Genomic DNA, 13,032 nt, shown 5'->3' on the forward strand with positions numbered 1-13,032 from the left:
CCCGAGATCACCCCGGGCGATACCGATTGGCGGAGCACCCCCCTGCTTGCGCTAATGTATGTGTCGCAGCGAACGCGCGCCGCCCGGCAGCCGCCAGGCAGGTAAGATTTCGCAGCGACGCAGCAATCCCCTGTAGCTCAATTGGCAGAGCAGCCGGCTGTTAACCGGCAGGTTACTGGTTCGAGTCCAGTCGGGGGAGCGCGATCCCCTGTAGCTCAATTGGCAGAGCATTCGGCTGTTAACCGGAGGGTTACTGGTTCGAGTCCAGTCGGGGGAGCGGAACGGAAGAGGACCCTTCGGGGTCCTCTTTCGCTTGCCCGGCCGATGCCTTCCCGGGCCCCCGAGGGGCCGCGGAGTGACTCTTTCGGGTCTCCACGATCTCGCCTGCAACCGGGCAGCACGCAGCGCCGTCCTCAAGATCAGGTGAAGTCGGCCATCCGAAGCGAGAGATCGTATGACCGGCTATGCTGCGGCAGACGGTGCGCACACTTGTACGCGCCACGCCGAAACGGGGCGGTAGCTCAGCCGGTTAGAGCAGCGGACTCATAATCCGTCGGCCGTGGGTTCGAGTCCCACCCGCCCCACCATCTTCACCTTGCGGAAACGTTCTGGCCTGCGGAAACGTGGCATTCATGGCTGTTTTCCGTGCGGTACCAGCCGCGCACCGTGCGGTACTGGCCCGGTGTCGCAGCGCGCCAGCGCACTTTGGGTGCGTCTGGCCTGGCCTTTTGTGGCGGTCTCCTGAGAGAGCGTCGTGGCGCGGTCCCACGGCCGTCTTAAGGAGGCTTCTCGCTCCGTCCACAGCCCGCCACATCGCATGACGTCCCCGCCGCGAGGTCCGGAGCGGCAGCTTGCCCGGGTGCGATGCGGCGGCGCATCTGGCGCATGCCGCACTCGCGGTCCATGCCTCTCCGCAGGGCACAGTGGTTCTGGATGCTCTCGCGCATCCACTCATCGCCGGGGCCCCGAGCGCTCTGGCCTTCGTCCGGGCCGGCCTCCGCAGATCGCGGAGCACACGCGACCTCGACATCACAGGCGACATCACTGTCATTCAGATCCCCGACACCGCGCATCGGTACCGCGCCCCTGTACGCGGTTCCGGGCTGGTCCCGGCCGCTGCTGGCGGCCGCCCGCGCCCATCACCGGCTGGAGTTCCGCCCGGGCGGAGAGGGCGTGCTCACTTTGGCGCCGCGTTCCGGCGCACGGCATCTGTGCACGCGTGTCGAGAGCCTTCCTTCTCGAAGTGGCTGTGCTTGCCAGAGCCCTCGTTGAGCAGGAGGCGCTCTTCGAGGGTGCGCCGAGCTATGTCAAATCCTTCTGGTGCCAGGGGAGGGACGTCGTGGCATCTCCTTGTGAGCCTCTACGTCACCTCCCTACCCTTACAACGAGTACTTTACCGACTCTCATACAGGTTGTACTTTACCCGCATGGTCCCATCAAAGCCCGACGGCACCGAGCTGCCCTCACTGGCGCCCCCTCCTCCCATCGGGAGGGTCAAGGCCGGGCTGACCCTCGGGTCCGTCCTCCTCGGCTATCTGATCGTCCCGATGGCCATGTCCGGCACCAGCGTCGCGCTGCCCCGCATCGCCGCCGACCTCGGCGGCAGCGGTGGTGCCCTGCAATGGGTGGTCACGGGCTACTTCCTCGCGGCCTCGTGCCTGATGCTCGTCGCGGGATCACTCGGTGACCTGTTCGGCCGGCGCCGGATCTTCCGGGTCGGGGCCGCGCTCTACGCGCTCAGCACCTTCGGCGCCGCTCTGGCCCCGCACGTGCTGGTCCTCGACGCGGCCCGCACCCTGTCAGGGGTGGGGGCCGCGGGGGTGATGGCGGGCGGGGGCGCCATCCTGGCGAGCACCTTCCAGGGCGCAGCCCGGATCAGGGCCTTCGCGATGGTCGGAACCACCGTGGGGGTCGGCCTCGCCTTCGGACCGACCTTCGCGGGCTGGCTGGTCAGCACCGTCGGCTGGCGTGAGATGTTCGCCGCGTTCGCTGCCGCGGGCGTGCTGCTCGTGGTGGGCACGCTGTTCATGTCTGAGTCCGCGGCCGGGCAGCGCTACCGGTTCGACCTGGCCGGCAGCCTCACCTTCATGCTCGGCATCATCGGCCTGATGTACGGCACCAACCTGGTGGCCTCGTCCGGCTGGGCCAGCCCGAAGGTGCTGGGCTGCGTCGGCGCCGGTCTGCTGCTGTTCGTGCTGTTCGTCGTCGTCGAGCGGCGCGTCCCTACGCCGGTCCTCGACCTGGACCTGCTCCGTGGCGGTCCGTTCACGGGCTGGCTGCTGGCCGCGCTCACCACGGCCGTCGGCACGGTCGGCGTCCTGGTCTACCTGCCGACGTACCTGCAGGGTGCGGGCGGCTACTCCGCCGGAGACGCCGGCACCATGATGCTGGCGATGACCCTGCCGGTCCTGTTGGTGCCACCCCTGGCCGGAAAGCTGGTCAACCAGGGCGCGCCGCCCCGGCTGCTGATCATCCTGGCGATCGGGCTGATCGCCGGCGGCAACGCCTGGCTCACCGTTCTCGCCCCCGGTTCGGGCGTCGCCAACCTGGTCGGACCGCTGGTGCTGATCGGCGTCGGCAACGGTCTGGCCGCCGCCCTCATCGACGCGCAGGCGATGGAGCACGTCGCCCCCGACCGGGTCGGCATGGCGTCGGGGCTGTTGAACACCATGCGTGGCGGCGCCAACGCCCTGGTTCTCGCGATCTTCGGTGCCCTCCTGATCACACTGATGGAGTCGTCCGTGGGCGGACGCGAGGTGGCCGGCCGGATCGCCGCGGGCGACCTGGGCGAGGGCCGCACCGAGTTCCTGACCACGAAGTACACCGAAGCCTGGCATGTCGTGCTGTGGGCGGTCGCCGCCCTGTGCGCGGTGTCGGCCCTGGTGGTCCACCGTCTGATCGGCCTCCGACCCGCGCACCGCGATGACCCGGCGCCCGCCCCGCAGCTGGCCGGCACCGCCGTGAACGAGAAGGAGTGACAGCTGTGCTCACGAAACTGCCGACGACATCCATGGGCGGCACCGGCCTCGTGGTTCCCCTCCAGGGACTGGGCTGCATGCGGATGACCGAATCGGCCGCCGCGGCCGGCCGGGCCGAGGCGAGCACCATCGTCAACCACGCGCTGGACCTCGGTGCCACCATGATCGACACCTCCGACATGTACGGCCGCGGCCGCAACGAGGAGATGGTCGGCCAGGCTCTGGGCGGTCGACGCGGCGAAGCGGTGCTGTGCACCCGGTTCGGCGTGGTCTTCACCCCCGGCGGAGGGTGGCGGATGCGGGGCGACGCCGCTTTCGTCCGCTCCTCCTGCGAGGCCAGTCTGCGCCGTCTCGGCGCCGACGTCATCGACCTCTACTACCTGGCCCGGCCGCACGTGGACGTTCCCCTGGAGGAAACCGTCGGTGCGATGGCCGAGCTGGTCACCCAGGGCAAGGTGCGCCACCTGGGACTCTCGGAGGTCAGCGGCGACCAGCTGCGCCGTGCCCACGCCGTGGCTCCCATCTCCGCGGTGCAGTCCGAATGGTCGCTGGGCGCCCGGCGCATCGAGTCGATGGTGTCCGTCTGCGCCGAACTCGGCATCGGAGTGGTGCCGTTCTCGCCCAACGGCCGCGGGCTGCTCAGCGGCCGGCCGGACACGACGGCGCAGTTCGCCCACACCTTTCCCGGCCGTGAGGACCTCCCCGCCGCCCTGCGGGAGATCGCTGCGGAACACGGCGTCAGGCCCGGCCAGATCGCCCTGGCCTGGGTGCACCACCGCGCGCAGGTGTGGGGCACTCCGGTCGTCCCGATCCCCGGCACCCGCCGGGTGCCGCATCTGGAGGAGAACGTGGCCGCCGCCTCGATCCTGCTCGGCGCCGACGAGCTGAACCGGCTCGACGCGGCGTCACTGCCCCCCGCCTGATCTGCGACATCTCCACCGAGAGATCCCCTCGACCCGTACCCGTACTCGTACCCGCCCGCTCATCCGCTTCCTGGAGGAACCGTGTTCATCGCCTACGTCGTCGTCGCCGTCCTGCTGTCGATCCTGCTGGTCCTCTCCGGCCGCAGCATGCTGGTCAAGGACAAGGACATCATGGAGACACTCGACCGGCTGGCCGTGCCGAAGAGCTGGATCCCCGTGTTGGCCCTGCTGAAGTTCACGGGCGCCGTGGGCCTGCTGATCGGCATCTTCTACCGGCCGCTGGGCATCGCCGCCGCGATCGGTGTGGTGCTCTTCTTCATCGGCGCGGTCATCTCCCACCTGCGGGTCAAGGACGTGAAGGGCGCTCCGGTGCCGGTCGTCCTCGTCCTGCTGGCGACGGCCCCGGTGGTCCTCGGGCTCGTCACGGTGTGACGGTGCGCGGAGTGAGGCCCGCAGGGGGACGCCGTGCGGGCCTGAGCGGGCTCGGCCATTGCATACGATGCAGGTGGTGTCCCGTTGTCACGGCCGCCGTGGACACGTGGACACAAGGGCTTGGGAAAGGATGCTTCGTGGCAGGCAGGATGGTGGAGAAGCGGGAGTCGATCATTCGCGGGGCCCGCACGGTCTTCGGTCGTGACGGGTACACGCGTACCAGCGTCGACGCGATCGCCAAAGAGGCGGGGGTCTCCACCCGGACGATCTACAACCACTTCGAGAGCGGCAAGGCCGAGCTGTTCCGCATCATCGTCGTGGAGGGCGCGATCCAGATCCACGATGCGCAGCTCGACGTGATCGACCGCTGGCTGCGCAAGGTCACCGACCTGGAGGACGACCTCGTCGACTTCGGACGGGCCTGGGTCGCGCCGCTCGGCACGTTCCCCGATCACTTCGCGCTGGTGAGGCAGTTGCGGGCGGAGGTGGGGCACCTGCCACCCGAGCTCCTGAAGGCATGGGAGGAGGCCGGGCCGCTGCGGGTCGAGCGCGCCCTCGGGGAGCGCTTCCGAGGCCTGGCGGACGACGGCATGCTGCAGACCGACGACCCGCGCCAGACCGCGGTGCACTTCCTCCAGCTGATCTCGGGAGAGATCATCGACCGCTCCTACTACGGAGCGCTGCCGTTGCCTCCCGAAGAGGTGAGCAGCCTCATCCGCTCCGGCGTCCGGGCCTTCCTGCGCGGCTACCTGCCGCGCTGACCGGATCGTCGAGGCCGGGCGTGCTTGACGCCGCATGACGTTCACCTGACGTAACCGCGTCAACATGTGCATCGCCCTCCTTTGAGATGCATCCCGGCAGCGACAAGGCTTACGAACACCGCGAAGGTCGACCACCTCCTCGCGCGCGCACCGGTGTTGGGCACAGAGAGAGGCGGCCTTGTCGGCATCCGCACGTACCGTCCGGTTCGGATCCGGCCCCTGGAACACCGGAGCCGGTGACTCCGCCGACGTGCTCCGGTACGCCGTTCAGGCCGACCGTGCCGGACTCGACCTCTTCACCCTCTCCGAGCGCCCCAACGTGGGCGGCAGGTTCGACGCGCACGCCGTCCTCGGCGGCACCTCCCACCTCACCGGTGCCGTCGACGTCACCAACCTGCCGAGCCGCCCCGTCCCCATGCTGGCCCGCTCGATCGGCGCTCGACGTGACGGGTCCAGGCACAGATCCTCCGACTGCTCGCCGAGCGAAAGGCGGCCGGCACGGCCTTGCTGCTCATCAGCCACGATTTGTCCGTGGTGGCGCAGCTGGCCGACCGTGTGATGGTGATGAAGGACGGCCTCGTCGTCGAGGAGGTCCCGCCCGCCAGCTCCTCGCGACCCCGCGGCACTCGTACACCCGGCAGCTGCGCGATGCCGTGCCCACGGGGCTGCGGCGTGCCCGGGACCACGCCGCGCGTCCGGTGACGGCCGCGCCCACCGTCCCAGCGGCCGGCGATGGAACGCAGTTGATCGAAGCGCGGGGACTGTACGCCTCGTACGACGGACGGGTGACGCGGTGAGCGAACCGGACGTCCAGCTCTGGCCGACACTGGCCCGGTTCGACCTCGCCTACAACCTGGTAGGCGCATCTGCCGCGGTGGCCTCCGGGCCTTCCCGCACCTGTGGGCGTACGCACGCGACCTGTACCGCCTGCCCGCCTTCCGGGACACCACCGACTTCGGCGCCTACCGCATGAGCCCGCCTCCCGAGCGGGCCGGCGGCGTCCGGCACGTCGACGTCGACCCGACGGACCTCGACCGGCGGTGACGCTGCGGTGTGAGGCCGATCTCTCCTGTCTTTCGCCGCCGTTGCCCATCCCAGGAATGAGCAACGATGGTTGCAGTGCTTGCCATGACTGTTGTACCTTCAGGGCACATGACATCGTGTCAGTCAATGCGAAGAAGGCAGGACCCATGACCCGGATCGCCGTCATCGTCGGAAGCACTCGTCCCACGCGCCGCACCGCCGTCGCCGCGCAGTGGGTTCTCGAAGCCGCAGGACGCCACCCGGCCGTCAAGAACGAGGACGTCACCGTCGAACTGGTGGACCTGGTCGACTTCAACCTTCCTCACCTGGACGAGCCCGCGCCGGCGGCCTTCGGTGTGTATACCCACGAGCACACCAAGCGCTGGGCGGATGCCATCGCCGGGTTCGACGGCTTCGTCTTCGTCACCCCCGAGTACAACGCCTCCGTTCCCGGTTCACTGAAGAATGCCATCGACTTCCTGCACGGCGAGTGGGCGCACAAGCCGGCCGGCTTCGTCGGCCACGGCGTCCACGGCGGCACCCGCGCCGTCGAGCACCTGCGAGGTGTCCTGGCCGAGCTGAAGGTCGCCACGGTCGGAAGCCAGGTCGCCCTCTCCGCCTTCACCGACTTCGCCATCACCGACCCCGCCCTCCCCGGCGACATCAACCCCGGCGAGCACCAGGAGGCCACCCTCCACGAGCTGCTCGACGACCTCGTCCTCTGGGCCGAGTCCTTCAAGCAGGTCCGAGCGACGGTCGCGCAGAGGGCCGCGACCGAGGTCTGACACCGGCCGCTCCCCTTCGCCCCTGACGGCGAACCCATGCCCCTACGGGGCCCGGCCTCCGGGACCCCTCCTCGGGCAGGACAGGAGGCCCGCCGAATCGGCCGGCTCAAGAGACCCTCCCTGTGACGATTTGGCCGTTCGTGATGGTGTGGCCACTCGGCCGTTGGCCCGGCAACTCCTGCCGCTGGAGCCCGGATTCGGCTCGGAGTGGACGTGCCGGCGCCGCACCGACCGGTGGCAGACGGGGAGCCCGGGGGAATCTCACCCCGGGCTCCCACAGATCCGTACGTGACGGTCTCCCGCCATACGGCTCTTGTCGTCTCCTGGTCACCAGACCCGGGCGGGCTTGGACATGCAGACCCAGTGCGCAAAGAACCGGGGATGTCGATCAGCCCCGGACCACCGCGTCCGGAAAGTCGCTGTCCAACGCCGCCGCAGTCCGCGGTACTTCCGGCGCGGCCACCGGACCAGGTAGGCGGCGATCCGTCTCGGAAGGGGAAGCAGGGCCGGCCTGTTGAAAGCCCCGTAGTACTGCATCCATCCCCGCGCGACCGGACTGATCCACGGAACTGTCGCGACCGTCGGGGGCTGCCGCCACTCCAGGGCCCTGGAGTGCACCTACGACCTCACCGCCCGAGCGGTTCGCTTGCGTGAAATTCGAGGACCCGCAATCCGCCTCGTCGCCGATGGGGCCTCTGTGATGTCTGACAGCGGTAGTTGACGGCAACGTCAGCGGACGGCGGCTCCGGCGAGGGTCGGTTCGTTGCTGTCGTCGGGCTTGCGGGGGTCTCGGCGGGATCGCGGAGGGCGTGGCCGAAGAGGTCGATGGCGTCGCGTTGGAGGATGAGTCGGACGTGGGCATAGACGGTGGCGGTGACGCCGATGTGCGAAACCCACCTTGTGCAGTCGCCCCGTATCATCGTCGGAAATGGTGACACCACCGGGGAACGACGTCGTTTTTCCGGAGTCCCAGTTGTACCGGTCCCACACGTTGACTGGTAGTCGAGCGAGACCTGTGGCTTGCCGCCGTCGCCCGGACCCACGGTGACCATGCCCGACACGTTCTGCTGGTGCGACCCGGCCTAGGCCTCGAAGGTGCGCAGCAGATCGGCCGCGACGCTCACGGCGATGGTCGCGGGGTCCTTGCCGGTGATGTCGGCCAGCCCGATCGGGGTCGTGATCCGGTCGATGGCCGCCTCGTCGTGACCCTCCTCCGTGAGGAGGCGCTTGCGGAACCGCACCCACTTGGCCGCCGACCCGATCAGCCCGATCGAGCCGAGGTGGGGTGTCCGCAGGGCGGCGTCGCACAGAGCGGCGTCCTCGGCGTGATCGTGGGTCATGATCAGGACGTGGGTGCCTCGCGGCAACGTCTCCAGGACCTCCTCGGGCAGCAGCGGAGTGTGGTGTACCCGCACCTCCGCCACCGCGTCCGCGAGGACGGCGAGCCGCTCCTCGGCGAGGATGTCCGCGCGGCTGTCGATCAGATGGAGGTCGAGGTCCTGCCGTGCCAGGACGCGCGCCAGCTCCATCCCGACGTGCCCGACGCCGAAGATCGCCACCGCCCGTACCACCGGGAGCGGTTCGAGCAGCACCGAGACCGTGCCGCCGCAGCACTGCACGCCGTGCCGGTTGGTCACCTTGTCGTTGAGCGCGAAATCCAGCAGCTCCGGCTCGGCCGCGGACGCGGCGATCATCTCCCGGGCCCGGTCGATCGTGACCGCCTCGACGTTGCCACCGCCGATCGAGCCCCAGGTCTCGCTCCGCCCCACGACGAGTTTCGCGCCGGCGTTCCGAGGGGCGTGGCCGCGCACGGTCGTGACGGTCACGAGCACGCCGGCCTCCCGGCGTGCTCGCAGCCGCGCGACCGCGCCGAACCAGGTCATGTCAGGCACCGCTCAAAGCCGCTGTCCCGGCCGGATTCCCGGCTTGGGTGGCGAGGCCGTCGTCGGCGTGACCGTTCGGGGAGGGGACGGCCCGACGGCTCGCCTCGACCGCCCAGTACACCGCCTCCGGTGTGGCGGGCGAGGCGAGTTCCACGCTCACTCCGGCGGGCCCGAAGGCCGCGGCGGCCTGCCGCAGCGCCTCCCGTACCGAGAACGCCAGCATCAGCGGAGGCTCACCCACGGCCTTGGAGCCGTAGACCGCGCCCTCCTCGGTGGCGTTCTCCAGCAGCCGTACGTGGAACTCCTGCGGCATCTCGGAGAAGCTGGGCAGCTTGTACGTACTCGCGGCCTGGGTCAGCAGCCGGCCGCGGCCCGGACCGTCACCGGTGTCCCAGCGCATGTCCTCCAGAGTCAGCCAGCCCGCGCCCTGCACGAAACCGCCCTCGACCTGGCCGATGTCGATCATCGGGGAGAGGCTGTCGCCGACGTCGTGCACGATGTCCACCCGCCGGACGCGGTACGCGCCGGTGAAGCCGTCCACCTCCACCTCGGCCGCGGCGGCACCGTAGGAGAAGTACTTGAACGGTGAGCCCTGGAACGCCTTCGCGTCCCAGTGCAGCCCCTCGGTGCGGTAGAAGCCCGACGCCGACAGCTGCACGCGCTGGAGGTACGCGGTGCGCACCAGGTCGTCCCAGGCCAGCTCCTCGTTGCTGCCGAGGGCACGCGCGACGCCCTCGACGATGCGTACGTCCGCGGCGTTCGTCCCCAGCCGGCCACCGGCCACCCGGAGCAGCCGCTCGCGGATCTGCTCGCAGGCGTTCTTCACCGCCGCGCCGTTGAGGTCGGCCCCCGCGCTGGCCGCGGTGGCGGAGGTGTTGGGCACCTTGTCGGTCCGCGTCGGAGCGAGGCGCACCTTGTGCAGCGGGATGCCCAGTGTCGTCGCCGCGACCTGGAGCATCTTGGTGTGCAGGCCCTGGCCCATCTCGGTGCCACCGTGGTTGATCAGGACCGAGCCGTCCTTGTAGACCAGGACCAGCGCGCCTCCCTGGTTGAAGGCGGTGAGGTTGAACGAGATGCCGAACTTGATCCCGGTGACAGCGAGCCCCCGCTTGGTGTTCGGGTGCGCGGCGTTGAACGCCGCGATCTCCCGCCGCCGGTCGGCGACGCTGCCGTCGGCGCACACCTGCTGCCAGACGGTGGAGATCCGTTCGGGGTGCGTGACCACCTGCCCGTACGGCGTCGTCAGGCCCTGCCCCGGACGGTAGAAGTTGCGTTCCCGCAGTTCCATCGGGTCCAGCCCGAGCAGTGGCGCGCACCTGCCCATGATGTCCTCGATCACCAGCATCCCCTGCGGTCCGCCGAAGCCGCGGAAGGCGGTGTTGGAGACCTTGTTGGTCTTGGCGATACGGCCCGCGACCCGTGCGTTGGGGATCCAGTAGGTGTTGTCGATGTGGCACAGCGCACGCGCGACGACCGGCTCGGACAGGTCCAGGCTCCAGCCGCCGTCCGCGGTCAGGGTGGCGTCCAGGGCCCGGATACGTCCTTCGGCGTCGAAGCCGATCAGCCACTGGGCGTGGAACCCGTGGCGCTTGCCGGACATGGTCAGGTCCTGGGTGCGGTTGAGCCGGACCCGGACCGGCCGCCCGGTCAGCCGGGCGCCGAGCGCGGCGACGGCCGCGAAGCCGTGCGGCTGCATCTCCTTGCCGCCGAAACCGCCCCCCATGCGCAGGCACTGCACGGTCACCTCGTGACTGTGCAGGCCGAGCACGTGCGCGACGATCTCCTGCGTCTCGGAGGGGTGTTGGGTGCTGCTCTGGACGAACAGCTGCCCGCTCTCGTCGACCAGGGCCAGTGCCGCGTGCGTCTCCAGATAGAAGTGTTCCTGGTCGGAGAACCGGAACTCGCCCGAGAACACGTGCGCGGAGTCGGCGAAGCCGGCGTCGACGTCGCCGGTGAGCATCATGGGCCGGGCGCCGTGGAAGCTTCCGGCCGCGATCGCGTCCTCCAGAGCGATCAGGGAGGGCTGTTCGTCGAGGTCGACCTCGACGGCCGCCGCCCCGAGCCGGGCCGCCTCCAGCGTCTCGCCGAGCGCCCAGGCGACCGCGTGACCGTGGAACATCACCGTGTCGGGGAAGAGCGGTTCGTCGTGCTTCATGCCGGCGTTGTTGACACCGGGCACGTCGGCACCGGTCAGCACGCGGACCACACCGGGCACGGCGAGCGCGGGACCGGTGTCCAGCCGGCTGATCCTGCCGTGGGCCCTCATGACCTGGACCGGGTAGGCGTGCAGTACGTCCTTGGTGCGATGGACCAGGTCGTCGGTGTAGAGCGCGGCGCCGGTGACGTGCTGGACGGCACTCTCGTGCGGCATCGACACGCCGACGACCGGCTTCTCGGGGCGCTGGGACAGCTGGCTCATGAGGAAACCGCCTCGGTGGTCTGCGCGTACAGCTTCAACAGGCTCTGGCCCAGCATCGCGGAGCGGTAGGCGGCGCTGGCGCGCTGGTCGTTCATCGGCGTGCCCTCCGTCCGCAGCACGCGCGCCGCGGCCTCGACGGTCTCCGCCGTCCACGGCCTGCCCTCCAGCGCCTCCTCGGTGGTCAGGGCACGGATCGGGGTGGCGGCGACTCCGCCCAGACCGATGCGGGCCTTCCGGACGATCCCGTCCTCGACATCGAGCGCGAAGGCGACCGCCACGCTGGAGATGTCGTCGAAGCGCCGCTTGGCGATCTTGTGGAAGGCCACGACCGGCGACAGCGGCAGCGGGACGCGTACCGCGCGGATCAGCTCGCCGGGACGGCGCACGCTCTGCCGGTAGCCGGTGAAGTACTCCGCGAGGGGAACCTGTCGTTCTCCGTCGGCGTCGGCGAGCACCACCGACGCCTCCAGTGCGAGCAGCACCGGCGGACTGTCTCCGATGGGGGAGCCGGTCCCCAGATTGCCGCCCAGCGTCGCGCCGTTGCGGATGAGCCGCGACGCGAACTGCGGGAACAGCTCCGCCAGCAGCGGGACCCGGCCGTCGAGGCGGCGTTCGATCTCGGTGAGCGTCAGCGCCGCCCCGATCTCGACGGCGTCGGATCCGACACGCAGCTCCCGCAGTTCGGGCAGCCGGTCGACGGCGATCACGCAATCCGCCCGACGGGCGCGGATGTTCACCTCCACGCCCCAGTCGGTGGAGCCGGCGACCACCACCGCGTCGGGCCGCTCGCGCAGCAACCGCAGGGTCTCGCCCAGGGTGTTCCTCCGCAGGAACGCGCTGCCGTCCCGGACGTACTCGGTGGCGACGGCCGCGGGCGGGGACTGCGCACGACGCTGTGCGAGCGGGTCCTCGTCGGTGGGCGCGCCGACGGCGAACGCGGCATCGCGAATCGGACGGTATCCGGTGCAGCGGCACAGGTTTCCGCTCAGCGCGTGCAGATCGAAGCCGTTCGGCCCGTGCTCGGGGTCGGGGCCGGTGGCCTCGGCCGGCTCCGCATGGGCGCAGCGGTCGGGCCGGTAGTACTCGGCGGCCATGCTGCAGACGAACCCCGGTGTGCAGTAGCCGCATTGGGAGCCGCCGCGGACCGCCATCTCCTCCTGCACCGGGTGCAGCGTGCCCGGCGGGCCGGCCGCGCCGACGGTGGCGAGCCCCTCGGAGGTGACCACCTCCTGTCCGTCGAGCGCCGCGGCCGGGAGCAGACAGGCGTTGACCGCCACCCAGTCGGTGGGCTCGCCCGTCCCGGGTCGGGCGACCAGGATCGCGCAGGCGCCGCACTCGCCCTCGGCGCAGCCCTCCTTGGTGCCGGTGAGGCCACGCTCGCGCAGAAGGTCCAGCACCGTGGTGTGGGGCGCGGCCGGTGAGATCGGCGCTTCGGTCCCGTTGACCGTGATGCGCGGCGCCGTCACGACAGGCCTGCGTTCCGTCGGGCGGTGGGTCGATTCATCATCTTCGTCAATGTCGGACAGCTCTCTTGATTCGGACGCGCCACGGGAGGGGAGCGGGCGCGAAACGGCGCACGACAGTGATGCGCCGCGAAGAAGTCACGGAAAAAGGAGGGGGAGCGGCGAGGCGGGACAGCCGGAGGTGCCACGGAAGGGCACGGGAGAAGGGGGCGCGCGCTCAGCAGCCGTGCGCGATACGCCCCGGAACCCAGGCGGTGCACTCGGCGAGGCGACCGAGGTCGGAGTGGGTGAACATCAGCTGGTCGCCTCCTTTCGAGGGCCGGGGTCGGCGTTCAGGGCAAAGTAGTTGCTGCTGTCAGGGAGGT

10 protein-coding genes and 3 tRNA genes are annotated in these 13,032 nt (G+C 70.1%); 9 read left to right on the top strand and 4 right to left on the bottom strand.

Annotation, left to right across the window (positions count from 1 at the left end; all coding sequences use genetic code 11):
• The first annotated feature begins 126 nt into the window (after positions 1-126).
• The 9 genes from ACIRJT_RS22760 (at position 127) to ACIRJT_RS22800 (ending at position 6,902) form a co-directional block, all read left to right on the top strand.
• Positions 127-199: transfer RNA gene (locus tag ACIRJT_RS22760), tRNA-Asn, on the top strand.
• Between the two features lie 5 nt (positions 200-204).
• Positions 205-277, top strand: a tRNA-Asn gene (locus ACIRJT_RS22765).
• A 233-nt stretch (positions 278-510) separates the two neighbouring features.
• Positions 511-587: transfer RNA gene (locus ACIRJT_RS22770), tRNA-Ile, on the top strand.
• A gap of 840 nt (positions 588-1,427) precedes the next feature.
• Positions 1,428-2,978 (top strand): MFS transporter, encoded by a 1,551-nt coding sequence (locus ACIRJT_RS22775; RefSeq protein WP_403911812.1) that lies wholly within the window; start codon positions 1,428-1,430, stop codon positions 2,976-2,978.
• A 5-nt stretch (positions 2,979-2,983) separates the two neighbouring features.
• On the top strand, positions 2,984-3,901 hold the full coding sequence (locus tag ACIRJT_RS22780) for an aldo/keto reductase (protein WP_403911815.1): 918 nt from the start codon (positions 2,984-2,986) through the stop codon (positions 3,899-3,901).
• Positions 3,902-3,982: 81 nt separating this feature from the next.
• Entirely contained in the window at positions 3,983-4,333 is a 351-nt protein-coding gene (locus tag ACIRJT_RS22785) for a DoxX family protein (protein ID WP_403911816.1), read from the top strand.
• A 137-nt stretch (positions 4,334-4,470) separates the two neighbouring features.
• The gene (locus ACIRJT_RS22790; RefSeq protein ID WP_403911819.1) at positions 4,471-5,094 is read left to right on the top strand and encodes a TetR/AcrR family transcriptional regulator; all 624 of its coding nucleotides are present in this window, start codon (positions 4,471-4,473) and stop codon (positions 5,092-5,094) included.
• Between the two features lie 178 nt (positions 5,095-5,272).
• Positions 5,273-5,653 (top strand): hypothetical protein, encoded by a 381-nt coding sequence (locus tag ACIRJT_RS22795; RefSeq protein WP_403911822.1) that lies wholly within the window; start codon positions 5,273-5,275, stop codon positions 5,651-5,653.
• 631 nt (positions 5,654-6,284) lie between these two features.
• Positions 6,285-6,902 (top strand): NADPH-dependent FMN reductase, encoded by a 618-nt coding sequence (locus tag ACIRJT_RS22800; RefSeq protein WP_403911824.1) that lies wholly within the window; start codon positions 6,285-6,287, stop codon positions 6,900-6,902.
• Positions 6,903-7,229: 327 nt separating this feature from the next.
• Here ACIRJT_RS22800 and ACIRJT_RS22805 read toward each other — a convergent pair whose 3' ends face one another.
• The 4 genes from ACIRJT_RS22805 to ACIRJT_RS22820 form a co-directional block, all read right to left on the bottom strand.
• Complete coding sequence (locus tag ACIRJT_RS22805; RefSeq protein ID WP_403911827.1) at positions 7,230-7,520, bottom strand: group II intron maturase-specific domain-containing protein; 291 nt, start codon at positions 7,518-7,520, stop codon at positions 7,230-7,232.
• A 464-nt stretch (positions 7,521-7,984) separates the two neighbouring features.
• Complete coding sequence (gene xdhC / locus ACIRJT_RS22810; RefSeq protein ID WP_403911830.1) at positions 7,985-8,785, bottom strand: xanthine dehydrogenase accessory protein XdhC; 801 nt, start codon at positions 8,783-8,785, stop codon at positions 7,985-7,987.
• 1 nt (position 8,786) lies between these two features.
• On the bottom strand, positions 8,787-11,204 hold the full coding sequence (gene xdhB, locus ACIRJT_RS22815; protein ID WP_403911833.1) for a xanthine dehydrogenase molybdopterin binding subunit: 2,418 nt from the start codon (positions 11,202-11,204) through the stop codon (positions 8,787-8,789).
• Entirely contained in the window at positions 11,201-12,670 is a 1,470-nt protein-coding gene (locus tag ACIRJT_RS22820) for a xanthine dehydrogenase small subunit (RefSeq protein ID WP_403911835.1), read from the bottom strand. Before ACIRJT_RS22820 ends, xdhB begins: the two co-directional genes overlap by 4 nt.
• Positions 12,671-13,032 lie beyond the last annotated feature (362 nt).

This window comes from Streptomyces sp. NPDC102283 (assembly GCF_044766265.1).
Lineage (GTDB): Bacteria > Actinomycetota > Actinomycetes > Streptomycetales > Streptomycetaceae > Streptomyces.